The following is a 24,411-nucleotide window of genomic DNA, read 5'->3' on the forward strand; positions in this document are numbered from 1 at the left end:
GCCGGGCCGTGCGACCAGGGAGCGCCCGCCTCTAATGAAGCCCGGCAGGAGGCCGGCTGCGGAAGGACGGAGACCCATGCACGAGATGTCCGTCGCGCTGGCCGTCGTCGACCAGGTCGAAGAGGCCGCCGCACGGGCCGAGGACGTCACGGCGGTGCGATCGGTACGGCTCCAGGTGGGCGAACTGGCCGGCGTCGTACCCGATGCGCTCGCCTTCTCCTTCGAACTGGCCTGCGCCGGAACCCTGCTGGAAGGCGCCGAACTGATCACAGAAACGGTGCCGGGGCGGGCCCGCTGCACCCCCTGCGCACACGAATGGGCCGTCGGCATGCCGCCCCGGCTGACCTGCCCCGCGTGCGGCGGTACGCAGACCGACCTGCTCACGGGCCGGGAACTGCAGATCCTCGACGTGCATTGGGAAGACGGCGGCCCCACGCACCCGCTCACCCGCGAACCGATCTCCGAGGAGCGCTGAACCATGTGCCGTGTCGTCGACCTGCGGCAGGCCGTACTCGCGAAGAACGACGCGAGCGCCCACGAACTGCGCGCGCACCTCGCGGCGCGAGGCATCGCGATCGTCAATCTGCTGTCCAGTCCGGGCAGTGGCAAGACCGCGCTGCTGGAGCGCGAACTGCTGCGGGCACGGGAGCGGTCCGTTCCCGTCGCGGCGCTGAGCGCCGATCTGGCCACCGAGAACGATGCGGCCCGGCTGGCGCGTTCGGGGGTCCCCGTCAAGCAGGTGCTCACCGACGGACTGTGCCATCTGGAGGCGGGGATGCTCGCCGGGCACCTGGACGGGTGGCTGCCCGACGACACCCGGCTGCTGTTCGTGGAGAACGTCGGCAACCTGGTCTGCCCGGCCTCCTACGACCTGGGGGAAACACTGAGGGTCACCCTCGCCTCCGTGACGGAGGGCGAGGACAAGCCGCTCAAGTACCCCACCGCCTTCGGCCTCGCCCACCTTGTGGTGGTGACCAAGACCGACATCGCGGAGGCCGTCGAGTTCGACGAGGCGGCGTTCCGCGCGCATGTGGAGCAGGTCAACCCCGGAGTCGAGGTGATCCTGACGTCGGCACGCCGGGGGCAGGGAGTCGGCGCGCTGCTCGACCGGGCGCTGGCCGCTGTGGACGGCACACCTGTCCACTCACCGGTCATGGCCCGGCAGCCCGATCACCACGGTCACGGTCACACGCACACGCAGCCGGAGGCCACCGGCATCATGGCCCACATCCACTCGTGAGCGGTCCGCAGGTTCCGACCGCCGTCGCCGAGAACACCCCACGACGCCGCCGGGTCACCGTCCGGGGAGTGGTACAGGGAGTGGGCTTCAGGCCCTACCTCTACGGCCTTGCCACGGAACTCGCCCTGGCCGGACACGTGACCAACACTCCGGAGGGTGTCGTCGCGGAGGTCGAAGGCAGTGCCTCGGCCGTGGCCCGGTTCTGCGACCTGATCGCCGCCCAGGCACCGCCGCTGGCCCGCGTGGAGTCCGTCCACCACCGGGAGATGCCTCCCGTCGGCGGCACCGCGTTCACCATCCTCACCTCGCGCACCGGCGGACCGGCCCGCACTCTGGTCTCCCCCGACTCCGCCACCTGCGCCGACTGCCTCGCCGAGTTGGCCGCCCCGGCGGACCGGCGCTACCGGCACCCGTTCGTCAACTGCACTCACTGCGGCCCGCGCTTCACGATCGTCACCGGCGTGCCGTACGACCGGGCGAACACCACCATGGCCGGCTTCGCGATGTGCCCCGACTGCGCCCGGGAGTACGCGGATCCGGCCGACCGCCGGTTCCACGCGCAGCCGGTCGCCTGCCCGGCCTGCGGGCCCCGTCTGCGGCTGGTCCTCGCCCAGAAAGCACGGCTCAGCGATGTCGAGGGGGCGGACCCGGTCTCCGAGGCCCGCGCGCTGCTGAAGCGGGGCGCGATCCTCGCCGTGAAGGGCCTGGGCGGCTACCACCTGGCCTGCGATGCCTCGAACCAGGAGGCGGTCGCCCTCCTGCGCCGGCGAAAGGCGCGCGGGAACAAGCCGTTCGCCGTCATGGCCAGGACCGCGGACGACGTCCGTCACCTCGTCCGGCTGAGCCCCGAGGAGCGGAGCCTGCTCGAAGGCCGGGCCAGGCCGGTCGTCCTGCTGAGGCGGCGTCCGCAGACCGACGGGGATCCCCGGCCCGCCGAGGCCGTGGCACCCGGCAGCCCCGACCTCGGAGTCATGCTGCCCTACACGCCCGTGCACCATCTGCTGCTCGGTCTGCCCGGCGACCCGGACGGCCCCCGGCTGCTCGTCATGACCAGCGGCAACCTGTCCGGTGAGCCGATCGTCACCGACGACAACGAGGCACTGGAGCGACTCGCGCACCTGGCCGACGCCTGGCTCACGCACGACCGGCCGATCCACGTCCCGTGCGACGACTCCGTCGTCCGCGTCTGCGACGGCAAGCCACTGCTGATCCGCCGCTCACGTGGCTACGCCCCGTTGCCGGTCTCCCTCCCGCTGCCCGTGCGGCCGGCCCTCGCCGTCGGCGGAGACCTGAAGAACGCCTTCTGTCTCGGGGCGGGCCGGCAGGCCTGGCTGTCGGCGCACATCGGCGACATGGACGACGTCGGCACCCAACGGGCCTTCGAGCGCGCGGAGGCGCAGTTGGAGTCCATCACGGGAGTGCGGCCCGAGGCCCTGGTCTCCGACCGGCATCCTGGCTACCGCTCCGCCGGATGGGCCGACCGGAACGCGGCGCACCGGCCCGTCGTACGCGTCCAGCACCATCACGCGCACATTGCCGCCGCCATGGCCGAGCACGGACTGGACGGCACCCGGCCGGTGATCGGCGTCGCCTTCGACGGCACCGGTCACGGCGACGACGGCGCCGTGTGGGGCGGGGAGTTCCTGTTGGCGGACTACGACCGCTTCACCCGGTTCGGACATCTCGCGTATGTTCCACTGCCCGGTGGTGACGCCGCGGTGCGCCGGCCGTACCGCATGGCGCTGGCCCACCTGAGGGCGGCCGGGATCGACTGGTCCGACGACCTCGCCTGTACGACCGCCTGTCCGCCCGACGAACTCCACGTCCTGGAACGGCAGTTGGAGCGCGGCCTGAACTGTGTCCCCACATCCAGCATGGGCCGGCTCTTCGACGCGGTGTCCTCTCTCGCCGGGGTGTGCCACCGAGCCGGATACGAGGCACAGGCCGCTGTCGAACTGGAGGGGGCGGCTCTGCACGCACCGGCCGACGACACCACCGCGTACGCCTTCGCCCTGCACGCGTCGGAGGAGAACCGGGACGGCGCCGTACGGGCCGATCCGGCACCCGTCCTCGCGGCGATCGTCGGTGACCTGCGTGTGGGTGTCGAGCCTGCCCTGGTCGCCGCGCGCTTCCACCGGGGCGTGACCGGCCTGGTGCACCGGATGTGCACGCGGGCGCGAGAGCGGCGCGGGCTGGACACGGTGGCCCTGACGGGGGGCGTGTTCGCCAACACACTGCTCTCCTCGGCCTGTGCCGCCTCCCTGCGCGAGGACGGCTTCACGGTCCTGCGGCACCACCTGGTGCCGCCCAACGACGGTGGCCTGGCGCTGGGCCAACTGATGGTGGCCGCCCGTGCCACCCCCACTCCCACCGAATGAGCAAGCGCGCGACCCACAGCGAGGAGAGGCTCATGTGCCTGGCGGTACCCGGCAGAGTGCTGGACATCGAGGAACGGGACGGCACCCGGATGGCCACCGTCGACTTCGGCGGCGTGGTCAAGGAGGTGTGCCTGGAGTATCTGCCCGACCTCCAGGTCGGCGAGTACGCCATCGTCCACGTGGGGTTCGCCCTGCAACGGCTGGACGAGGAGTCGGCGCGACAGACGCTCGAACTCTTCGCCGAACTCGGCCTGTTGCAGGAGGAGTTCGGCGACCCCTGGGAAGTGGCGGCGGCGGAGGCAGCGGGCTCGGAACCGGTGGAAGAGGTGCGCAACCAGTGAAGTACATCGACGAGTTCCAGGACCCGGAGCTGGCTCGACGGCTCCTCGACGACATCCACGCCACGGTCACGAGGCCGTGGGCGCTGATGGAGGTGTGCGGAGGGCAGACACACAGCATCATCCGGCACGGCATCGACCAACTCCTGCCGGAGCAGGTCGAGTTGATCCATGGGCCGGGCTGCCCGGTGTGCGTGACCCCGCTGGAGGTCATCGACAAGGCCCTGGAGATCGCCTCCCGACCGGAGGTGATCTTCTGCTCCTTCGGTGACATGCTGCGTGTGCCGGGCACCGGACGGGACCTGTTCCAGGTCCGCGGAGAGGGCGGTGACGTGCGCGTCGTCTACTCACCGCTCGACGCGCTGCGGATCGCCCAGCAGAACCCGGACCGCGAGGTGGTGTTCTTCGGCATCGGCTTCGAGACGACCGCACCCCCCAACGCCATGACGGTCCATCAGGCCCGGAAACTTGGCATCCCGAACTTCAGCATGCTGGTGTCCCATGTCCGCGTACCGCCCGCCATCGAGGCCATCATGTCGTCGCCGAGCTGCCGGGTGCAGGGCTTCCTCGCGGCCGGCCATGTCTGCAGCGTGATGGGCATGGGGGAGTACCCGGAACTGGCGGAGCGCTTCCGGGTGCCGATCGTCGTGACGGGCTTCGAGCCACTGGACATCCTCGAAGGCGTGCGCCGTACCGTCCGGCAGCTGGAACGCGGTGAGCACACCGTCGACAACGCCTACGCCCGTGCCGTTCGCGCGGAGGGCAACCCGGCCGCCCGGGCCATGCTGGAGGACGTTTTCGAGGTCACCGACCGCGCCTGGCGCGGCATCGGGGTGATCCCGCAGAGCGGCTGGCGGCTGGCGCCGAAGTACCGCGCCTACGACGCCGAGCACCGCTTCTCCGTCGACGGCATCCGCACCCAGGAGCCGGCCGAGTGCCGCAGCGGAGAGGTCCTGCAGGGGCTGCTCAAGCCGCACGAGTGCGAGGCCTTCGGCACTCTGTGCACGCCGCGTACGCCGCTGGGGGCCACCATGGTCTCCAGCGAGGGAGCCTGCGCCGCGTACTACCTCTACCGGCGGCTGGACATGCCCGCCACCAAGGCCCAGGAGGCGACCCCCGTTGTCTGACACCACCGATCTCCCCGTCCCCGCCCTGGACGTCGAGGCGTGGACGTGTCCGGCGCCCCTGCGGGACCGGCCGCGGGTCGTCATGGGCCACGGCGGCGGTGGAGTGCTCTCCGCCGAACTGGTCCAGCAGATCTTCGCTCCCGCTTTCGGGGGCGAGGTGCTCGCCCAGATGGGTGACGCCGCCGTCCTCTCCCTGGGCGGTGCCCGGCTGGCGTTCTCCACCGACTCCTACGTGGTGCGGCCGCTGTTCTTCCCCGGCGGAAGCATCGGCGACCTGGCGGTCAACGGCACCGTCAACGACCTCGCCATGAGCGGCGCCCGCGCCGCCTACCTCTCCTGCGGATTCATCCTGGAGGAGGGCGTCGAGCTCGATGTGGTCACCAGGGTTTCCGTGGCGCTGGGGGCGGCCGCGCGCACCGCCTGTGTGGAGGTGGCCACCGGCGACACCAAGGTGGTGGAGGCCGGCCACGGCGACGGGATCTACATCAACACCGCGGGCATCGGTCTCGTCCCGGCGGGCGTCGATCTGCGCCCTGAGCGGGTCGTCCCCGGCGACGTCGTGATCGTCAGCGGCGCCATCGGTGTCCACGGGGTGGCGGTCATGAGCGTCCGCGAGGGACTGGAATTCGGAGTGGAGATCAAGAGTGACTGCGCGGCGCTCGGCGGCCTGGTCGACGCCATGCTCGCCGTCACCCCGGATCTGCACGTCCTGCGCGACCCCACCCGAGGCGGCCTGGCCGCCTCGCTCAACGAGATCGCGCAGGCCTCCGGCACCGGGGTGGTCATCCAGGAACGCGACGTGCCGGTCCCGCCGGCCGTGGCCAACGCCTGCGCCATTCTCGGACTGGACCCCATGTACATCGCCAACGAGGGCAAGCTGGTCGCCTTCGTTCCGCGTGAGCACGCCGACGCCGTCCTCGGGGCGATGCGCGCCCATCCTCTGGGCGCGGACTCCGTGATCATCGGTGAGGCCGTGGAGGCGCATCCGGGCATGGTCGTGGCGCGGACCGGCCTGGGAGGGACGCGGGTGGTCGACCTACCGATCGGGGAGCAGCTGCCGCGGATCTGCTGACAGGGGCGTCGTTTGCCGAGGACCTGCCGTCCGGGCCGGATCGGAGGGCTGATCCGGTCAGCGCTCGGACGGCGGATCCTGTGGGTCCACGCCGGTCTTGGCGGCAGCGTCCTTCGTGCCGCTGGGGCGCTGGGAGCGGCCCTTGCGTCCGGTGTCGCGCCTGCCCCTCTCGTCCGCGTCGCCGTACTCCTCGCCGCTTGCGTTCGGGCTTTCGACCGTGTCACCGGGGACGGACTTCGTCTCCTCGGCGGACTTCGTCCGGCCCGGACCGCGCTTGCCGGCATGCTCGGCACGGAAGGAGCGTTCGGCGCTCGGGTTGTCCTGCTGGCGTGTCTCGTCCACATCGGGCGACCAGCCGTGCTGTCCGGTGCCCTGGTGACGGGTGGGCCCCTTTCCGTGCGGTGGCTCGGACGAACGTGGTTTCTTCGACATGGTCGGATCCGCCTTCTCACGGTCAGTGGGAGCGTCGGACGTGCCCCCGAGTCCAGTGAATTATCCCACCTTGTAATAGTTTGGGCACTTCATGACCATTCCGGCGCGACCATAGAAATCGGTGACGGGGGATACGGCTGAGTAGGGCCCTGAGTGGTCGAGGGCGGCTGCCCAACGGCGACAGACGCCCGTGAGCGCACGGTGGCCGCGCAGACCCTGCCCCTGATGACGGGGACACGCGGGTCGTCCCGCGTGGGTCGGTGCGTCACTGCTCATCGAGGGGTTCCTGCCGGGCGAGGAACTCCTCGAACGCCGCCTTCTGCTTCGGATCCATGAAGCCCTGCCGGACATTACGGGCCCGCTCCTGGAGCCAGTGCGCCTCGTCGGGGTCCAGGAGCTCGGCGACCACCACGCCTTCGCGAGCCACCGCCGTGCGCCCGCCCGCGCGTCGACGAAAGAGCGTGAACGGGCCGAATTCCTCAGGGTGGGCCAGTTCCGGCCTCTCCGTGTCCGCCCGGTCCCCGTCCCCGGCGTCACTCGCCGGGTAGGCGGTGGGAGCCCAGTGCTCCCAGAGCGCCAGCGGGCACCAGCACGACACGTTCTGCCTTGTCACGCCCCTCCCACAGGAACGTGACCGTGACGGGCTCGCCGACCGCCTCGGCCAGCCCGAGCACCCTCTCCGTCTCATCGTTGACCGGGTAACCCGCCACTACCTCAATCTGAATTCCCATGGTGCGTGAGGCTACTGGCCGCCTCTGACATGCCATCACCACTGTGGAATGCGGGCGGGACTTCATGCGGCAGTGCCGCCCGGTTCCGCCGCCGTCAGCCCAACTGGCAGGGCAAGGCTGGCGGGTTGGAAACCACCGCGCACCCGAAACCGCGCGGCCGAAGCCGTTCGCATGGACCGACGGCAGGGGTGGGACGGCGGGGCCGGGGTAACCGCGTCTGTACGAAGGCCTTGTCGCACAGGAGTTGTCGTCGACCTTCCCGGGAGGACAGTCGTGCCTGGCATGTTGGAGAAGATCAAGCAGTTCAGCAGGAGCCCGCAGGGGCGACGAGCCGCCGAGCAGGTGCGCCGTGCCTCAGCCGATCCGCGTCGCCGGGCCCAGGCTCGGCAACTGCTCGGCAGGCTCCGGGGCCGGCGCCGCTGAATGACGCCTTCAGGTCCCCGAGCGGCCCGCGTGAGGGCTGCGCGGGCCAACTGATTCCCGAAGACCCCCAGGGCTGCCGTTCGCCCGCACCTGATGAGGCTTGGTGATCGCTCCACCCAGTGCGGGCGTCTCCCATGGTCGGGCGAGTAGCGTGGTATCCGGGGCGCACAAGCCCGCGCCCCCCGCATCCGGACGTACGGCCACCGGGGAAGAAGGATGACCGGGTGTGCTCACCATGCGGCCGGATGGAGGTGCGGTGGTGATGACCGACCTTCGTGATCGTCTGGGCAAGGCCGTCTTCCGGCGAGTGGCCGGTCCTGACGGCCCTGCCAACCGTGCCCGCATCCACGACACCCCCGGACCCCGGTGGTTCGGTCCGGAACGTCCCATCCGCACCGTCCACGGTGACGCGTCGATGTTCATCGGCGGGCTGAGCGCTCTCCTTCTCCAGTCCCTGCATCCGCTCGCCATGGCCGCCGTGTCCGCGCACTCCGGATTTCGCGGTGACCCCTGGGGGCGATTGCAGCGCACCAGCACCTTCCTGGCTGTCACGACGTACGGCACCGCTTCCGACGCCGAGGACGCCGTCGCGCGGGTGCGTGCCATCCACCTCAGGGTGCGCGGGACGACGTCCGAGGGACTTCCTTACCGTGCCGCGGACCCGCATCTGCTGGGCTGGGTGCACGTGGCCGAGACCGAGAGCTTCCTGCGCGCGCACGAACGCTATGGGGGCCGGCCGCTCGACACGGCGGGGTATGACGACTACGTGGCCGATACCGCGCGGGTGGCCGAGGCACTGGGCGTGATCGATCCACCCCGCGATCGCCAGGCCCTTGCCAGACGCCTGGCCATGTACGAGCCGGAACTGCGCGCCACCCCGGAGGCCCGGGCCGCCGCCCGGTTCCTGCTGCTGAACCCACCGCTACCGCTTGCCGTGCGGCCGTTCTACGGCGTCCTGGCGGCGAACGCGGTCGCGCTGCTTCCGCAGCGGGAGCGGGGCGTACTCCGACTGCCAAGGCTCCCTGTCGTGGAGGGTCTCGCGGTACAGCCCGCAGGCCTGCTGCTGACGCACACCCTCCGCTGGGCCATGAGCTCGGGGCCGCGATCCCGGCCGGAGTGAAGCTCGAAGGCGGTCGGCGAGCGGACCGAGCGCAGGCCAGGGCTCGACACGCTCGCGCCGTACACCTCGACGCCGCGTTTGTGATCGCCGCAGCCTTCGTCGGCTTCCGGCCTGGCGGAACCCGTTGGGCAGGCCGGCGTCTTCTCGATTCGGCTCCTGCCCGATGTGACGCGCCAGTCATGGGGTCGGCGGCCGGCCCTCCGGCCGCATTCGCCTCTGCCCAAGTCCGTTACGTGGCGGACCCGTTGCGATCTGCTCGGCGATACAAGCGGTCGGCCCGACGGCTCCGGCCTCCTCCGGTCGCCGTCGCGGGCAGAGTGGGCGCGTCCCCCCTTCGACCCGCCCCGTTTCCGGCTGCCCCATGGCGTCCGACCGTCAGCCGCCCCCACCGCCCCATCCGTGTTCTACCGCCCCATTGTGTTGAGCCAACGGCCCCCCTACTGTTCGACTTTGCCTGAGTCTGTTTGATGCTGATCGTTCAGGCGATAGGGAGGCCGCAGTGCGGGGTAATCCGATCGATCCAGAGACTGCAAGACCCGGTCGCCGTGGGTGGTGGAGGGCCGTCATCGCGACGGCCGCGACCATCGCCCTGGCCGTGGGTATGGCCACGCCCGCCACGGCGCGGGAGGCGGACGGGCCGACATCCGCCGCCGCTCCTGCCGCCGACGCGCAGATGCACACGGTGACTCTCGACGGCTACTCGTTCCTCGTCGACGGCAAGCGGACCTACCTCTGGTCCGGCGAGTTCCACTACTTCCGGCTTCCCAGCCCGGACCTGTGGCGGGACATCTTCCAGAAGATGAAGGCCGCCGGCTTCAACTCCACCTCCCTGTACTTCGACTGGGGGTACCACTCGCCCAAGCCGGGCGTGTACGACTTCACCGGGGTACGTGACGTCGACAAGCTCCTCGACATGGCCGAGGAAGCCGGGCTCTACGTGATCGCGCGCCCCGCGCCGTACATCAACGCGGAGGTCGACAGCGGCGGCCTGCCCGGCTGGCTGACCACCAAGGCCGAGAACAACCGCAGCGACGACCCGCGGTTCCTCAAGTACGCCGACGAGTGGCTGACACAGATCGACAAAATCATTGCCCGGCATCAACTCACCAACGGCACCGGGTCAGTCATCGCCTACCAGGTCGAGAACGAGTACTACAACGGCTCCGCCTCCGCCCGCTCCTACATGCAGCACCTGGAGGACAAGGCCCGCGCCGACGGCATCACCGTGCCGCTGACCGGCAACAACAACGGCACCTTCAACTCCGGTGCCGGCGCCCTGGACGTGGACGGCCCGGACTCCTACCCGCAGGGCTTCGACTGCTCGAACCCCACGAAGTGGAACGGCGTCCCCGACATCAGCTACGACCACCCCGCCGGCAAGCCGCTGTACTCCCCGGAGTTCCAGGGCGGCGCCTTCGACCCGTGGGGCGGCCCGGGCTACGACAAGTGCGCCGAGCTGATCAACGACCAGTTCGCCAACGTGTTCTACAAGCAGAACATCGCGGTCGGCGCGACGGCGCAGAGCTTCTACATGACCTACGGCGGCACCAACTGGGGCTGGCTCAGCATGCCGCAGAACTACACGTCGTACGACTACGGAGCCGCGATCCGCGAGACCCGACAGCTCGATCCGAAGTACGACGAGGACAAGCTGATCGGGTACTTCACCCAGTCGGTAGCCCCGCTGACCAAGACCGACGCGATCAGGACCACGCCACCGGACGACTCCGCAGTCGTCGACACCGCCCGGATGAACCCGGACACCAAGACGCAGTTCCATGTGCTGCGGCACGGCAACTCCACGTCCACGGCGGTCGACAGGACGCACATCTCGCTGGACTTCAACGCCCAGCCGGCCGGGGACACCAGCTACACCTGGGACGACCCCGACTCAGCGCTCCAGTACGCCGGTTCGTGGTCGCACGTGGCCGACCAGAGCTACACCGGCGGCGACTACAAGAAGACCGAGTCGTTCTCGAACAAGGCCGGTGACTCGGTCACCGTCCCCTTCGACGGCACCGCGATCCGCTGGATCGGCTCGAAGACCAACAACCACGGCAACGCCGACGTCTACCTCGACGGCACCAAGGTGGCGACGGTCGACGACTCCGGCGGCGAGAACCAGGCGGTGATCTTCCAGAGGACCGGCCTGGCGCCCGGGGCGCACACGCTGAAGATCGTCGTCTCCGGGAACCACAGCTCGGGGTCCACCGACAACTACGTGTCCATCGACGCCATCGACGTGCCCACAGGTGACGCCGCCGCGCAGCCGACCTACCCGGTCGTCCCCCAGCAGCCGGGCACCGCGATCACACTCGACGGACGCGACTCCCACGTCATTGTGGCGAACTACCGGCTCGGGGAAGCGCAGTTGCAGTACTCGACCTCGGAGATCATGACCAACGCGACCATCGGTGGCCGGGACGTCGCCGTGCTCTACGGCGACTCGGACAGCGACGGCGAAACCGTCCTGCGGTACTCCTCCAAGCCCACCGTGAGCACCAGCGGCGGTGCTGTCACCACCACCTGGGACCCGGCCACCGGTGACCTGCGGCTGAACTACACCCACAAGGGCCTGATCCGGGTCAACGTCAGCGGCGGCGGACAGCCCCCGCTGTTGCTGCTCGTGGGCGACAAGGCCACCGCGAAGACGTTCTGGCGTCAGGACACCGCGACCGGCCCGGTCCTGGTGCGCGGCACGCACCTGCTGCGGACGGCGACCAGCCTGAACGGCGGCCGCACGGTGGCTCTCACCGGCGACAACGCCGACGACAAGAACATCGAGGTGTTCACCTCCGCGGCCCGCGTCACCTGGAACGGCCGGTCCGTGGCCACGAGGGCCACCGACACCCGGAGCCTCGCCGGCACGATCCCGACGGCCGCCGCCGTACACCTGCCGGACCTGACGAACTGGAAGCATGCCGAGGAGTCCCCCGAAGCGGCCCCCGGCTTCGACGACACCGGCTGGCAGGTGGCCGACCGGACGACCACCAACAGCGTCTCCGGCATCAACAAGCTGCCGGTGCTCTACGCGGACGACTACGGTTTCCACACCGGCAACACGTGGTACCGCGGCCGCTTCCACGCCACCGGCAAGGAGACCGGCATCCACCTGGTCTCGGACTCCGGCGGAGGGGCGCAGGCGTTCTCCGCCTGGCTCAACGGCACCTTCCTGGGCAGCTCCACCACCGGCAGCGCCGACTTCACCTTCCCGGCCGGTTCGGTCAAGTCCACGGGTGACAACGTCATCTCCGTGCTCACCGTGAACATGGGGCACGAGGAGGACTACAACTCCACCAACGGCAACAAAACCGCGCGCGGCCTGACCAGCGCCTCCCTGGTCGGAGCCCCGCTGACCTCCGTCACCTGGCGCCTTCAGGGTGTACGCGGTGGCGAGGACCTCCAGGACACGGTGCGCGGACCGCTCTCGACGGGCGGCCTGTACGGCGAGCGGGCGGGATGGTCCCTCCCGGGTTACCCGGACGGCAAGTGGAACCGGGTCAGCCTGCCGACGACCGACACCCGCCCCGGGGTGTCCTGGTACCGCACCGATGCCACTCTGGACCTGCCCCACGGCCAGGACACCTCACTCGGCCTGACGTTCACCGACGACCCGTCCCGCAAGTACCGTGCCACGATCTTCGTGAACGGCTGGCAGGTCGGCAACTACGTCAACTACCTCGGTCCGCAGCACACGTTCCCCGTCCCCAACGGAATCCTGAACCCGAACGGCCGCAACAGCATCGCCATCGCCGTGTGGAACCTGGACGGCAGCACCGGCGGCCTCGGCAAGGTCTCGCTCACCGACTACGGCAGCTACGCCTCGTCCCTGCGCGTCGCGCAGAACGACAGTCCGCGCTACGACCCCCGGAAGTACGCGATGCCGAAGCGTCCCGGAGCGGAGGTCACCTTGGACGTGCCCGACACCGCTCAGCCGGGAGAGGCCTTCACGGCCCGGACGACCGTGCGGGTGCCCAAGGACGCAGCGCCCGCGTCCCGGCTGACTGCCTCGCTCTCCGCACCCGACGGCTGGAGCGTGAGCGCCACGAGTCCCGTGTCCCTCAAGCGCCTGCAGCCGGGCGGATCGGCAGCCTTCACGTGGAAGGTCCAGCCACCGACCGGGGATCTGCCGTCCGCCTCGGCACTGACCACCACGGTGCACCACCTGCAGAACGGACGGCAGGCCACTGGTGTCGACGAGCGCATCATCGGCGGGATACCACCGGCGCCGCCGGCCGGGAGGAGCGCTGTGAGCGACCTGCCGTTCCTGTCTTCCACCAACGGATGGGGTCCCGTCGAGCGTGACAGCAGCGTCGGCGAGCAGGCGGCCGGGGACGGCCGTGCGATCAGTATCGGCGGAGTGGGTTACGCCAAGGGCCTCGGCACCAACGCGCTCAGCGACATCCAGCTCTACCTCGCCGGAAACTGCTCGCGGCTGACGGCGGAAGTGGGCGTCGACGACGAGACGGGTGGTGCGGGAACGGTGACGTTCTCCGTGATCGCCGACGGCAGGACCCTGCTGACCACGCCGACGATCCGCGGCCGACAGACCGCCGTGCCCATCGACGTCGACGTCAGCGGCGCCCAGGTGGTCGATCTCAAGGTCGGCGACGGAGGCGATGGCAACGGCAACGACCACGGCGACTGGGCGGTACCGACACTGACGTGTGGCTGACGGCCGTACAGAGGAAGTGGGTCCCGGATTCTGCTGCCCGTGCCTCGCGAGGCACGGGCAGCAGAGGCGCGTCACTGTGATGGTGCTCAGGCGCGCTGACGCTCCTCCCGCTGCCGTACCAGTTCCTCGACCGCGCTCGGCAGGGTCGTCTCGAAGTCGATCAGCTTCGCCCAGGTCGGTGTCACGACGATCCGGACCATGCCGTCGTGGTAGAGCGAACGCACCTCCGCCTCCCACTCAGGGATGCCGTCGACGAAGTCCAGCTCGGCTCGGCCCCGGATGAGGAGGATCTTGGGCGGGTGCACCTCGGTGTCGATCGTCAGGGCGACCGCCGGGTTCTCACGCAGGGCCGGGAGCTTCGGGGCGTTCTTCGTGGTGCACATGACGATCTCCGAGCCGTTCCAGACGAACGCGATCGGGACGTTGCGGGGTGTGCCGTCCTTGGCGACGTATGCCAAGCGGGTGACGTCGCGTGCCAACAGTTCCTGGCTGATCGGTCGGTTCAGAACCTCGGTGATCTCGTGCGTTTCCACGGTTGTTCCTCCGTTGTCCTTCTCGGTCCGGCCGACCGATCGCTGGGGTCGGTCACACCTGGGACGGAGTCAGCGCCACATTCTCGACACCCGGAGGCACACTGAGTTCTAGTCGTTGTCGCTCCAGCTCGGGTGGCGCTGCGGAGGTCCGGCGAGGAGCAGTTGCTCGATGCCGGCGTACCGTTCGCGTGCACGACGGGCGCTGCGGCGTCCGCTCAGGAAGGTGCCCAGCCAGCCGCAGGCGAAGCCCACCGGTACGGAGACCAGGGCGGTCGTGGTGAAGGGGAACCAGTTCAGGTCGGCTTCCGGGAACGCTGACGCCGGGGAGCCGGAGACGAGCCGGGTGCCCGACATCAGGACCAGGACGGCGGCCGAACCGCCGATCAGCGTGCCGAGCAGCCCGGCCTTGCCGAAGCGTCGCCAGAACAGCGAGTAGACCAGCGCGGGCGCGATGGCGGAGGCGCCCATGCAGAAGGACAGGGTGGCCAGCGGCTGAAGGCTGCGGTGCTGGGCCAGGGCCGCCAGCAGCACCACCGGTACGCCGACGATCAGCGCGCTCACCCTCGCCAGGGTCATCTCCCGCAGGGCGGGCATCCCACTGTGCCGGGAGGCGGCGACGTCGTGTGCCAGGGAGTTGGCGCAGGCGAGCGTCATCCCGGCGACGGACGCCAGGAGGGTGAGGAAGATCGCCGTGGTGACGGTGCTGAACACCAGGCTCTCGGTGCGGGAGACGTCCGGGCCGAACACGGCGCGCGCCCCCAGCAGGTAGGCGGTGCTGCCGTGCGGGTCGGCGGCCGTGATCCGCTCGCGGCCGACCAGTGCCGTGGCGCCGAGGCCGATGACGGTGATCACCAGCATGAACAGGGCGACCGAGGACACCGCCCAGGACATCGTGCGCCGTACCTGGCGGGCGTTGCCCGCGGTGTACATCCGCATCGTGACGTGCGGCAGGCAAGCGCCGCCGAGCACGATGGCGACCTGTGTGCTGACCATGTCCAGTCCGGGGTACGGCCCGTCCGCGAACTGCAGGCCGTACCGAAGGAACGCCTGGCCGGTTCCGCTGCGCTGCGCGGCGGTGTCGACCAGCGTGCCCGGGTGCCAGCCGAAGCCGGCGAGGACGAGTACGGCGACCACGAGGCCGGATCCGAGGAGCATCACCGTCTTGATGATCTGGATCAGCGCGGTCCCCCTCATCCCGCCCAGGGCGGCGTAACTGATCATCAGGATGCCGGCGCCGGCGATGCAGCCGGTCTGCATGCCACGGTCGGAGAAGCCCAGGATGAACGCCAGCAGTTGTCCCACGCCCGCCAGTTGCACGATCATCATCGGGATCAGCGACAGCAGGGTCACCCCACACGCGGTGATGCGCACGGCCCGCCCGGGGACACGTCGGCTCAGTGCGTCACCCATGGTGAACCGGCCGGTGTTGTGCAGCGGTTCGGCGAGCAGGAACATCAGCAGGAGCAGGGACAGCAGCGTGCTCAGGGCCAGGACGACTCCGTCGTAGCCGCACAGGGCGATGACCCCGCCGATGGTGAGCACGGTCGCGGCGGAGATGTAGTCGCCGGCGACCGCCAGGCCGTTGCGCAGCGGGGACAGCGATCGGTAGCCGGTGTAGAACTCCTCCAGGTCGTCGCGGTCGGGGCCGGTCAGGACGCACAGCAGGAGCGTGAGGGTGACGACGCTGCAGAACGCGACCAGGGACCAGGACTGCGCGGAGCCGCCGAGGTCGGTCATGCCTGTGCCCGTCCGTCGCCGTCGGCCGGGGGTGCGTACCGGCTGACTCTGCGGGCCAGGGGATCGACGAATCGCCGTGCCGAGTACTCGAACAGCAGGACGGCAAGCCAGGTGACGGGGATCTGTACCACGGCGAGGAGCAGGCCGGTGGGGAGCCCGCCGAGGGCCGGGCGAGCCATGAAGGCGGGGGCCTTGACGGTGAGGGTGAGGAAGACGGCGAAGTAACCGAGGGCGGCCAGGGTGGCCACGCGTCGTTGCCACCGGCAGGCGCGGCGCAGGACGCGCAGGGCGCGGTGGTAGCTGGACCACGAACGCTGACGGGCCCCGCTTCCCGGCCGCTCTCCGGCCGACGCGAGGGACGGCGGCCGGTGTGCGGTGGGCGAGGGGACCCGTCCGTCGTGCCGATGCGACAGGGATAATTCCGAGCGGTCGTAGGACATCCCAAAACTCCTAGCGCGGTGGGCCCGGAAGTCACGGACCGCAAGACTGTGGGGGAGGCGGAGGCGGTTCGGGTCACCGCACGGTATGCGGGTGTCCGGGCGGTGGATGTGTGTTCCGTTGAACTTTCCGGCGGCAGCCCCGAAGGCAAGCAGGCCGCGGTCGATGCCCGTGGTGGGGGTGTGGCGGAAGTGCTACAAGGGTCTCCTGTGGTCCCTGCCCTTCATATTCGACCGTCCGTACGTCGTACGTCAGTCCCTGTCGGCATCGACCGCTCTGACGGGAGCAAACCGGTCGGTGGGGTGATGGGCGGTACGTCGAATGCCGCAGTGGTGTGGCGTTCATCGAGGGGGTGGTACTGCTGGCATATGCCTGCCGACTATCGCACTGCCTGAACGTGCCCCGGAGCACGACCAGAAGCTGTTGATGCCGAAGAGGGTGTCGAAGTCGTCCTCGGTGACCTGCTCCAGGGGCACCAGCGTGGCGACGGAGGCGTTCGCGAACAGGACGTCCAAGCCCTGTCCGCGGTTCCCGATCGTCTCGTAGAGCCGGTCCAGGTCGGCCAGGTTCGAGATGTCGCCGGTCACCGCGGTGGCCGCTGGACCGATCACTTCGACGGCCGCGTCGAGTTCGGTCTTGCGCCGACCGGTGACGAACACGTGCGCCCCTTCGGCCGCCGGCCGGACGGCACTGGCCAGGCCGATGCCGGTGCTGACCCCCGGTGACGAGAGCGGTCTTGCCTTCAAGTAATCCCCCGTGAAAGGCCCCCCATCGGCCGACCGCGAGGATTCGACACCGACGTGGCTCTCGAGCGCGCCATGCTGGTCTTCCGGGAGCACGGCTACGAGGGAGCCAGCAGGGCCGGCCTGACGAAGGCGATGGGCATCTCCACCAGTATGTACGCGGCCTTCGGCAACAAGGAGGAGCTCTTCCGCAAGGTCCTGAAGCGCTGCACCGAGGGCCCGAGCGCTTACCTGGCCCGCGCGCTCGAGGAGCCGACCGCCCTCGGCGCCGCCACCGCGATCCTGGCGGGAGTGGTTCGCACCACCACCCGCCCGGCCCACCCCCACGGCTGCCTGGGCGTCCAGGGCGCCCTGTCCACCAGCGACTCCGGACAGGACGTCCGTGACCTTCTCGTCGCCTGGCGCGCCGACGGCTTTTCCTGCATCCGGGAGCGGTTCCAGCGAGCCGTCGGCGACGGCGATCTGCCTGCGCAGACCGATCCGGGGCTGCTGGCCCGCTATGTCACCACCATCGCCTACGGCATCGCCGTACAGGCCGCGAGCGGTGTCGGCCGCGACGAACTCCAGGAGCTGGCTGACGCCGCCCTGCGCAACTGGCCCCTGTCCTGACACTGCCGGGCGCGCACGACGGCCGGGTTCGCTTCAGCCGTCGTAGGTGTGAAACCCGCGGCCGCTCTTGCGGCCGAGGTGACCCGCGGCGACCATCCGGCGCAGGAGGGCGGGCGGTGCGTACAGCGGCTCCTTGTACTCCTCGTACATCGACTCGGCCACGGCCTGGGCGGTGTCGAGGCCGATGAGGTCGAGCAGGCGCAACGGCCCCATGGGGTGCGCGCACCCGAGTTCCATGCCGCGGTCGATGTCGTCCGGCCGCGCGGAGCCCGACTCCACCATCCGTACCGCGCTGAGCAGGTAGGGCACGAGGAGGGCGTTGACGACGAAGCCGGAACGGTCGGGCGCCTGGATGGCCTGCTTGCCCAGCTGCTCGGCGAAGCCGCGGGTTCGCCGCACCGTGTCCGCGCCGGTGACGAGGGAGGGAATGAGCTCGACCAACTGCTGCACGGGGACGGGGTTGAAGAAGTGCAGGCCGATGACCCGTTCGGGCCGCTCGGTGACGACGGCGAGATCGACGACGGGAATCGAGGAGGTGTTGGTGGCCAGGACCGCCGTAGGGTCTTCGATCGCCTTGTCCAGGTCGCGCAGGACACCGGTCTTGATGTCACGGTTCTCGGCGACGGCCTCGATGACGAACTGGCGGTCGGCCATGTCGCCGAGGTCACGGGTGAAGGAGAGCCGGGCGAGGGTCTGGTCTCGTTGTTCCTCGCTGAGCTTGCCACGCCGCAGGCCTCGGTCGAGGGAGGCGGTGAGCCGGCGGCGGCCTGCCTCGACCGCGTCATGCGTGGCCTCGGCGACACGGACGTCTATGCCGCTGCGGGCGGCGACTTCGGCGATGCCGGAGCCCATGAGGCCGCATCCGACGACGCCGAGACGGGTGACGGAATCCATCGGGGCCCGTCCTTTCTGGTGAGCGGGTCAGGTGGGCGGGTCGTGAGCGGGAAGTGATCGGCGTCAGAGATCGAGGACGAGCCGGGGCCCGCACGAGCGGGAGACGCAGATGAGCATGGTGTCGCCGGCGGCTCGTTCGTCCTCGGTCAACAGCGAGTCGCGGTGGTCGGGTGTGCCGTCCAGTACGTCGGTCTCGCAGGTGCCACACGTGCCTTCCCGGCAGGAGAAGTCGACGGTGACGCCGGCCTCCTCCACGGTTTCGAGCACCGAACGGTCCGGCGGCACGGTGAGGGTGAGCCCGGAACGGGCGAGCTCCAGCTCGAAGGCCGCGGCCGCGCCGGTCCCGGTCGTCGGCACCGGGGCGAACCGTTCGACGCCCAGCGTGCCGGGCGGCCAGCCCGCGCACTGCTCCTGCACCGCCCGCAGCAGGAGCTCGGGACCGCAGGCGTGCACCAGGGTGCCCTCCCTGGGCACGCCGAGGTGGGCGGCGAGGTCCAGGAGGCCGTACTCGTCCTGCGGACGGACGAGCACCCGGTCCCCGTGCGGGGCGAGGCGGTCCAGGAACGCCATGGAGGTCCGCGTGCGGCCGCCGTACAGCAGACTCCAGTCGGCCCCCGTGGCCTCGGCGGCCTCGACCATGGGAAGGATGGGCGTGATGCCGACGCCGCCGGCGACGAACAGATGGCGGTTGGCCGGCCGTAGCGGGAAGTTGTTCCGCGGTCCGCGGACCCGCACGGTGGAGCCTTCGCGCAGGTGGTCGTGGACGTACGCGGAACCGCCGCGGCCCTCCGGCTCGCGCAGCACGGCGATCTGCCATGTCTCGCGTTCGGCCGGGTGTCCGCACAGGGAGTACTGACGGACCAGGCCGTCGGCGTCGCCGTCCAGGAGTACGTCGATGTGGGCGCCGGGCGCCCAGGCGGGGAGCATGCCGCCGTCGGGGCGGCGCAGGGTGAGGGAGACGACGCCGTCGGCGGCGAGGGTGCGGTCGGCCACCACGAGGGTGGTCGGGACCGAGGGCAGTTGGTCGTTCATGCTGGTTCGGCTCCCGGTCTCAGGCCTGCGTCGGTACATGCAGCAGCAGCGCGTCACCCTGACCGCCGCCCCCGCACAGGGCCGCCGCTCCGCTGCCGCCTCCGCGCCGGCGCAGTTCCGTCGCCAGGGTCAGCACCAGCCGGGCTCCGGTCATGCCGACCGGGTGTCCGAGCGCGATCGCTCCGCCGTTGACGTTCACCCTGTCCAGCGGGACGTCCAGTTCGCGTACGGAAGCCAGGGCCACTCCGGCGAACGCCTCGTTGATCTCGAACAGGTCCAGGTCGGCAGCCTTCAGCCGGCCGTCCCGGTCCAGGGCGTCGCGGACGGCGCCTGCCGGCTGGACGAGCAGTGAGGGGTCGGGGCCCGCGACCGTGCCGTAGGCGCCGATCTCGGCGAGCGGTGTCAGGCCCTCCCGCCGGGCTCGCTCCGCGCTCATCACGACGACGGCCGCGGCGCCGTCGGAGAGCTGGGAGGAGTTGCCGGCGGTGATGGTGCCCGCGCCGGAGAAGGCCGGCCGCAGGCGGCCCAGGGTCTCGGCGGTGCTTCCCGGTCGTACGCCCTCGTCGGCGTCCACCACCGTCTCGCCTCGGTGTCCGGCCACCGTGACGGGGGCGATCTCCTCGGACAAGGCGCCCGACCGCTGGGCGCGGGCGGCCCGTTGATGGGACAGCGCGCTGTACTCGTCCTGTTCCTGCCGGGTCAGGGCGAACGGCTGCTGGTAGCGCTCGGTGGCCGCGCCCATGGAGACGCCGTCGAACGCGCAGACGAGGGCGTCCCGGTCCAGGGCGTCCTCCACCGCGGCCGGGCCGTACTTCCAGCCGGCGCGTGATCCGCGCAGCAGGTGCGGGGCGCCGGACATGGATTCCATGCCGCCCGCGACGACCACCTCGTGACGGCCGGAGGCGATCATGAGATCGGCCAGGGCGATGGCGTGCAGGCCGGACGGACAGAGCTTGTTGACGGTGCTCGCCGGCACGGAGAAGGGAATGCCGCCGAGGACCGCGGCCTGCCGGGCCGGGTTGGGGCCTGCGCCGGCCTGCACCACATGGCCCATGACGACGGCTTGCACGGCCCGCGGGTCCAGAGGGACGGCGGCCAGAGCCGCGCGGATGGCGTGGGCGCCGAGATCGACCGCGGACAGGGTGCTCAGGGCGCCCAGCAGTTTGCCGATGGGCGTCCTTGCTCCGGCGACGATGACGGATCCGGGCATGGCCGGGACCTCCAGGGGTGTGGGACGGGGTCAGGCGACCGGGTCGACGGCACGTTCGGCGATCATGTGGGCGGTCTCGTTCACCGAGTGCAGAACGACCCGCCCGCCGGGCATGCGCCGCACCCGGCTGACGGAGGTGTAGCCGGGGTGGAACCAGAACATCGTCGGCAGACCGAGCACCGTCGCGAGATAGGTGTTGGTGATGCCGCCGTGACACACGGCGGCGACCCGTCCGCCGGGATGGGCGTCGAGGATGGTGTCCATGGCGCGCACGGCCCGCCCGCGAAAGGCGTCCCAGTCCAGGTCGGGCACGAAGTCCTCGAAGCGTCCCTCGGCGAGCGCCGCCGCCCGGGGGTCACCCGTCCCGATCTGCTCCGGAGGGGTGTAGGGCTGGGACACGTCCGTGTCCCACTCGCGCAGGTCATCGAGGACGGTGGCCGTCATACCGGTGAGCCGTTCCAGGGGAGCCACGGTCTCACGGGCGCGCTGGAACGGGCTGACGTACAGGGCGTCGAGGTCTTCGTGCTCCAGCCAGTCGGCGAGGCGTTCGGCCTGGGCGGTGCCCTCGGGTGACAGCCCCGGGTCGAACACGCCCGCCAGGGGGAGGCCGTGCCGGACGAGGAGAAGTTCGGTCATGAATGATCCTTGAGTATGTGAGGGAGCGGCTCAGCCGGCGATGGTCCGTTCCGAGCCCCAGTAGGGGCGGCGCATCGCGCGTTTGTCGAGCTTGCCCATGGCGTTGCGCAGCAGCTCGGGGACGATCTCGTACGACTTCGGGCACTTGTAGGCGGCGAGGTGCTCGCGGCAGAAGGCGTCCAGCTCGCCGGTGGGCGGTTCGTCCCCGGCCACCACGACCAGCGCCCGCAGCGACTCGCCGAAGTCCGGGTCGGGCACGCCGATCACCGCGACTTCGACGACCGCCGGGTGCCGGCGCAGGACCGCCTCGCTCTCGGCCGGGTACAGGTTCACGCCGCCGGAGACCACGACGTCCGCGGCCCGGTCGGTGATGAAGATGTAGCCGTCGGCGTCGACGTAGCCGATGTCGCCGAGCGTGAAGACGCCGGGGGAGAGGTAGGCGGATCTGGTCTTGTCCGGGTCCGCGTGGTAGCGGACGCCCTGGCCCTCGGGCGCCCGGAAAGCCAGCAGCCCGTGCTCCCCGGGCGGCAGCCGCCGGCCCTCGTCGCCGGTGACCAGGACCTCGAACGGAGGCCGGGCACGGCCGACCGAGCCCGGGTGGGCCAGCCACTCGGTGCTGCTGATGCGGGCCACGGTTCCTGCTTCGCTGGCGCCGTACGACTCGGTCAGCACCGGACCGAACCAGTCGATCATGGCGCGCTTCACGTCCGGCGGGCACGCGGAGCCGGTGTGGGAGACCTGCCGCAGGCTGGAGACGTCGTACCGGGCGCGGACGTCTTCCGGGAGGGCGAGCAGCCGTTGGAAGTGGGTGGGCACCATCACCGTCGAGGAGACCCGCCACTTCTGCACCCGGCTGAGGAACGACTCCGCGTCGTACCTGCCGAGGACGATCACCGGCTGACCGGCCGCCAGGTGCCGCAGCGAGGTCAGTGCCGCGTTGTGCTGCAGGGGGCCGCACACCAGGTGGGGGCCCGGTGGGAAGCCGGGCCGGGCGGACATCGCGGCGAGATAGGCGGAGCTGTCGGCGACCGGGCCGCTCACCCAGCGCACCTCGGTGCCGCGTGCTCGTCCGGTGGTTCCCGAGGTGTACACGAGCGGAGGCCGGGCGGGCCGGTCCGTCGGGAGGGTGCGTCCGGGGGGCGCGGCGGCCAGCCACTTGTCCCAGTCGAACGCGTGCCCGGCTGCCGTGGTCCCGTGCGTCACGATCGGCAGGCCCAGTTCCCGGGCCGCGTCGAGAGCGGCACCCGCGCCGGCCGGTCCCGCGACGACGCCGGTCACCCCCGCGTCGATGATCTGGTCGACGAGCTCGCCCGAGGTGAGGTTCCGGGATGTGGCCACGGTCCCCACTCCGGCTCGCAGGCCCGCAAGATGGGCCACCAGCGTCGGAATCGCGTTGTCGCCGAGCACGGCGATCCGGTCGCCGGGACCGGGCGCGAACTCCAGCAGGCGGGCCGCCGCCCGGGCCACCTGGTCGGCGAGGCCGGACCAGGACAGCACTCCGAGGTCGTCCGCCAGGGCGGGCTCCTCGGGTGTCTCCTGGGCGCGGCGGTCGAGTGGCAGCAGCGACATGGCTCCTCCGGCGGCTCCTCGGTCCTCTCCCGATGTCGACGGGAGAGAGGGAATGCGGAGACTGTAGCGTTTATCAAGAAAGTACGGAACACTCTGACCCCAGGCGAAGCCATTCCCGCATGTTCCAGCGGTGAGGGAGGTCTACAGCCCACTCACTGTTACTCCAACCATCGTCTGGTAAGTACCCGAGGAGGAGCCATGTCCCAGCCCGATCCGGACGCATGGCGCCGGCAGGTCCGGCAGTGGCTGGCCACGGTGCTCGAACCCGCGCCGGCGCCGGAGTCCACCGCACAGGCCGCCGACCTCGCCGTGTTCCACAACCTTCCGGAGGACGAGGAACGCCTCCTGCTGGATCGCTGCCGCGCCTATCAGCGGGCCCGCTTCGACGCCGGCTACCAGGCGCTGACACTTCCCGAGGACAAGGGCGGTGCGGGCCTGAGCGCCGCGCATGCGGCGGTCTTCGCCCAGGAGGAGTCCGCGTTCGAGGTGCCGCCGTCCACCGAGCTGATCAGTGTCACGGTGCGCCTGGTCGCAATGGCCGTCTCCCTGTTCGGGACGGACGAGCAACGCGGTGACCACGCTCGCGCGTTCCTGCGTACCGATCTGCTGGCCTGCCAGCTCTTCAGCGAACCCGGCGCCGGCTCCGACCTCGCGGCTCTGCGCACCCGGGCCCGGCAGGACGGCGACGAGTGGGTGATCGACGGCCAGAAGGTGTGGACCTCGGGCGCACAGTTCGCCGACTACGGTCTGCTGCTCGCCCGTACCGACCCGGACGTCGTCAAACAGGCCGGCATCACCGCCTTCCTGGTGCCGATGGACACCCCCGGAGTGGAGGTGCGCCCCATCCGGCAGATGAGCGGCGGCACCTCCTTCAACGAGGTGTTCCTCAGCGGCGTACGTGTCCCGGACCGGCTCCGGATCGGGCGGCCGGGCCAGGGCTGGGAGGTCGCCAACGCCACCCTCGCCTTCGAGCGGACCGCCTCAGGCAGCGGCAACCGCCGCAAGGGCGGCACCTTCCCGGACGTCCTCGCGCTCGCCCGCTCCCTCGGCCGGACCGCGGACCCACTGGTCCGCCAGCGCCTGGCCGACCTGTACGTGCGTGCCGCCCTGCGCGCGGCCACCGTCGACCGCGTCGCCAGGACGAGCGCCGCCGGCGGCCGGCCGGGTCCGGAGGCCTCGTTGACCAAACTCATGGCCTCCGAGCTGCTCACCCGCACCGGCCAGGTCGCCGCCGAGCTGATGGGAGCGCGGATCAGCGCCGACACCGGGGAACCCGGCACCTTCGCCTGGACCCAGCATCTGCTCGGCGCCCCCGGCTACCGGCTGGCCGGAGGCACCGACCAGATCCAGCGCAACCTGATCGGCGAGCGGGTGCTCAGGCTGCCGCCGGAACCCCGGGTGGACCGGGCGCCGTTCTCACAGCTTCCCGGCGACTAAGAGGCCTCCAAGAGGCCTTCTCACAAAGGAGTGACAT

General features: G+C 70.6%; 19 protein-coding genes and 2 pseudogenes. 10 read left to right on the forward strand and 11 right to left on the reverse strand.

Annotated features, from left to right (window positions below):
- The first annotated feature begins 76 nt into the window (after positions 1–76).
- Genes QF027_RS45910 through hypE form a run of 6 tightly spaced genes read left to right on the forward strand, consistent with a single transcriptional unit; the run spans position 77 to position 6,155 of the window.
- Positions 77–475 carry a hydrogenase maturation nickel metallochaperone HypA/HybF gene (locus tag QF027_RS45910; RefSeq protein WP_307081485.1) on the forward strand — a complete coding sequence of 133 codons (399 nt, stop codon included), beginning with the start codon at positions 77–79 and terminating at the stop codon, positions 473–475.
- Positions 476–478: 3 nt separating this feature from the next.
- Entirely contained in the window at positions 479–1,240 is a 762-nt protein-coding gene (gene hypB, locus QF027_RS45915) for a hydrogenase nickel incorporation protein HypB (RefSeq protein ID WP_306972910.1), read from the forward strand.
- A complete protein-coding gene (gene hypF, locus QF027_RS45920; RefSeq protein ID WP_307081486.1) occupies positions 1,237–3,618 on the forward strand; it encodes a carbamoyltransferase HypF in 2,382 nt (793 codons plus the stop codon). The genes hypB and hypF overlap by 4 nt, the downstream gene beginning before the upstream one ends.
- A gap of 32 nt (positions 3,619–3,650) precedes the next feature.
- A complete protein-coding gene (locus QF027_RS45925; RefSeq protein WP_306986425.1) occupies positions 3,651–3,959 on the forward strand; it encodes a HypC/HybG/HupF family hydrogenase formation chaperone in 309 nt (102 codons plus the stop codon).
- Entirely contained in the window at positions 3,956–5,083 is a 1,128-nt protein-coding gene (gene hypD / locus QF027_RS45930; protein WP_306972908.1) for a hydrogenase formation protein HypD, read from the forward strand. Before QF027_RS45925 ends, hypD begins: the two co-directional genes overlap by 4 nt.
- Complete coding sequence (gene hypE / locus QF027_RS45935) at positions 5,076–6,155, forward strand: hydrogenase expression/formation protein HypE (protein WP_307081487.1); 1,080 nt, start codon at positions 5,076–5,078, stop codon at positions 6,153–6,155. The genes hypD and hypE overlap by 8 nt, the downstream gene beginning before the upstream one ends.
- Before the next feature lie 57 nt (positions 6,156–6,212).
- Here the strand turns inward: hypE and QF027_RS45940 are convergent, their stop codons facing one another.
- On the reverse strand, positions 6,213–6,587 hold the full coding sequence (locus tag QF027_RS45940) for a hypothetical protein (RefSeq protein WP_307081488.1): 375 nt from the start codon (positions 6,585–6,587) through the stop codon (positions 6,213–6,215).
- Between the two features lie 265 nt (positions 6,588–6,852).
- Positions 6,853–7,318: pseudogene (locus QF027_RS45945) on the reverse strand (hypothetical protein).
- Positions 7,319–8,003: 685 nt separating this feature from the next.
- Here QF027_RS45945 and QF027_RS45950 point away from each other — a divergent pair.
- Together QF027_RS45950 and QF027_RS45955 are read left to right on the forward strand one after the other, a co-directional pair.
- The gene (locus QF027_RS45950) at positions 8,004–8,861 is read left to right on the forward strand and encodes an oxygenase MpaB family protein (RefSeq protein WP_307081490.1); all 858 of its coding nucleotides are present in this window, start codon (positions 8,004–8,006) and stop codon (positions 8,859–8,861) included.
- A 601-nt stretch (positions 8,862–9,462) separates the two neighbouring features.
- Positions 9,463–13,536 (forward strand): beta-galactosidase, encoded by a 4,074-nt coding sequence (locus QF027_RS45955; RefSeq protein ID WP_373432524.1) that lies wholly within the window; start codon positions 9,463–9,465, stop codon positions 13,534–13,536.
- An 86-nt stretch (positions 13,537–13,622) separates the two neighbouring features.
- On the opposite strand, the gene QF027_RS45960 is transcribed toward QF027_RS45955, so the two are convergent.
- The 4 genes and pseudogenes from QF027_RS45960 to QF027_RS45975 all read right to left on the reverse strand — a co-directional run.
- A complete protein-coding gene (locus QF027_RS45960) occupies positions 13,623–14,069 on the reverse strand; it encodes a pyridoxamine 5'-phosphate oxidase family protein (RefSeq protein WP_306972902.1) in 447 nt (148 codons plus the stop codon).
- Between the two features lie 108 nt (positions 14,070–14,177).
- Positions 14,178–15,806 carry a sodium/solute symporter gene (locus tag QF027_RS45965; RefSeq protein WP_307081494.1) on the reverse strand — a complete coding sequence of 543 codons (1,629 nt, stop codon included), beginning with the start codon at positions 15,804–15,806 and terminating at the stop codon, positions 14,178–14,180.
- Complete coding sequence (locus QF027_RS45970; RefSeq protein WP_307081496.1) at positions 15,803–16,246, reverse strand: DUF485 domain-containing protein; 444 nt, start codon at positions 16,244–16,246, stop codon at positions 15,803–15,805. The genes QF027_RS45965 and QF027_RS45970 overlap by 4 nt, the downstream gene beginning before the upstream one ends.
- A 420-nt stretch (positions 16,247–16,666) precedes the next feature.
- Positions 16,667–17,033 (reverse strand): annotated as a pseudogene (locus QF027_RS45975) (SDR family NAD(P)-dependent oxidoreductase); the annotation flags it as partial.
- A 29-nt stretch (positions 17,034–17,062) separates the two neighbouring features.
- On the opposite strand from QF027_RS45975, the gene QF027_RS45980 reads away from it, so the two are divergent.
- A complete protein-coding gene (locus QF027_RS45980) occupies positions 17,063–17,596 on the forward strand; it encodes a TetR/AcrR family transcriptional regulator (RefSeq protein WP_373432525.1) in 534 nt (177 codons plus the stop codon).
- 33 nt (positions 17,597–17,629) lie between these two features.
- On the opposite strand, the gene QF027_RS45985 is transcribed toward QF027_RS45980, so the two are convergent.
- From QF027_RS45985 to QF027_RS46005, 5 genes are all read right to left on the reverse strand, one after another.
- Positions 17,630–18,490 carry a 3-hydroxybutyryl-CoA dehydrogenase gene (locus tag QF027_RS45985; protein WP_307081500.1) on the reverse strand — a complete coding sequence of 287 codons (861 nt, stop codon included), beginning with the start codon at positions 18,488–18,490 and terminating at the stop codon, positions 17,630–17,632.
- 63 nt (positions 18,491–18,553) lie between these two features.
- On the reverse strand, positions 18,554–19,522 hold the full coding sequence (locus QF027_RS45990; protein ID WP_307081501.1) for a PDR/VanB family oxidoreductase: 969 nt from the start codon (positions 19,520–19,522) through the stop codon (positions 18,554–18,556).
- 19 nt (positions 19,523–19,541) lie between these two features.
- A complete protein-coding gene (locus QF027_RS45995; RefSeq protein ID WP_307081503.1) occupies positions 19,542–20,732 on the reverse strand; it encodes an acetyl-CoA C-acyltransferase in 1,191 nt (396 codons plus the stop codon).
- A 30-nt stretch (positions 20,733–20,762) separates the two neighbouring features.
- Complete coding sequence (locus QF027_RS46000; RefSeq protein ID WP_307081505.1) at positions 20,763–21,368, reverse strand: histidine phosphatase family protein; 606 nt, start codon at positions 21,366–21,368, stop codon at positions 20,763–20,765.
- Positions 21,369–21,398: 30 nt separating this feature from the next.
- Entirely contained in the window at positions 21,399–22,937 is a 1,539-nt protein-coding gene (locus QF027_RS46005) for an AMP-binding protein (RefSeq protein WP_307081507.1), read from the reverse strand.
- A gap of 198 nt (positions 22,938–23,135) precedes the next feature.
- Here QF027_RS46005 and QF027_RS46010 point away from each other — a divergent pair, with 198 nt between their 5' ends.
- On the forward strand, positions 23,136–24,374 hold the full coding sequence (locus QF027_RS46010; RefSeq protein WP_307081509.1) for an acyl-CoA dehydrogenase family protein: 1,239 nt from the start codon (positions 23,136–23,138) through the stop codon (positions 24,372–24,374).
- The last annotated feature ends 37 nt before the right edge of the window (positions 24,375–24,411 follow it).

The organism is Streptomyces canus, from assembly GCF_030816965.1.
Taxonomy (GTDB): Bacteria; Actinomycetota; Actinomycetes; order Streptomycetales; family Streptomycetaceae; genus Streptomyces; species Streptomyces canus_E.

What these genes read in the sequence shown, in the direction of transcription:
- QF027_RS45910 (WP_307081485.1), top strand. Translation starts at nt 77, where the DNA reads ATGCACGAGATGTCCGTCGCGCTGGCCGTCGTCGACCAGGTCGAAGAG.
- hypB (WP_306972910.1), top strand. Translation starts at nt 479, where the DNA reads ATGTGCCGTGTCGTCGACCTGCGGCAGGCCGTACTCGCGAAGAACGAC.
- QF027_RS45925 (WP_306986425.1), top strand. Translation starts at nt 3,651, where the DNA reads ATGTGCCTGGCGGTACCCGGCAGAGTGCTGGACATCGAGGAACGGGAC.
- QF027_RS45940 (WP_307081488.1), bottom strand. Translation starts at nt 6,587, where the DNA reads ATGTCGAAGAAACCACGTTCGTCCGAGCCACCGCACGGAAAGGGGCCC.
- QF027_RS45950 (WP_307081490.1), top strand. Translation starts at nt 8,004, where the DNA reads ATGACCGACCTTCGTGATCGTCTGGGCAAGGCCGTCTTCCGGCGAGTG.
- QF027_RS45955 (WP_373432524.1), top strand. Translation starts at nt 9,463, where the DNA reads ATGGCCACGCCCGCCACGGCGCGGGAGGCGGACGGGCCGACATCCGCC.
- QF027_RS45965 (WP_307081494.1), bottom strand. Translation starts at nt 15,806, where the DNA reads ATGACCGACCTCGGCGGCTCCGCGCAGTCCTGGTCCCTGGTCGCGTTC.
- QF027_RS45970 (WP_307081496.1), bottom strand. Translation starts at nt 16,246, where the DNA reads ATGTCCTACGACCGCTCGGAATTATCCCTGTCGCATCGGCACGACGGA.
- QF027_RS45980 (WP_373432525.1), top strand. Translation starts at nt 17,063, where the DNA reads ATGCTGGTCTTCCGGGAGCACGGCTACGAGGGAGCCAGCAGGGCCGGC.
- QF027_RS45985 (WP_307081500.1), bottom strand. Translation starts at nt 18,490, where the DNA reads ATGGATTCCGTCACCCGTCTCGGCGTCGTCGGATGCGGCCTCATGGGC.
- QF027_RS45990 (WP_307081501.1), bottom strand. Translation starts at nt 19,522, where the DNA reads ATGAACGACCAACTGCCCTCGGTCCCGACCACCCTCGTGGTGGCCGAC.
- QF027_RS45995 (WP_307081503.1), bottom strand. Translation starts at nt 20,732, where the DNA reads ATGCCCGGATCCGTCATCGTCGCCGGAGCAAGGACGCCCATCGGCAAA.
- QF027_RS46000 (WP_307081505.1), bottom strand. Translation starts at nt 21,368, where the DNA reads ATGACCGAACTTCTCCTCGTCCGGCACGGCCTCCCCCTGGCGGGCGTG.
- QF027_RS46005 (WP_307081507.1), bottom strand. Translation starts at nt 22,937, where the DNA reads ATGTCGCTGCTGCCACTCGACCGCCGCGCCCAGGAGACACCCGAGGAG.
- QF027_RS46010 (WP_307081509.1), top strand. Translation starts at nt 23,136, where the DNA reads ATGTCCCAGCCCGATCCGGACGCATGGCGCCGGCAGGTCCGGCAGTGG.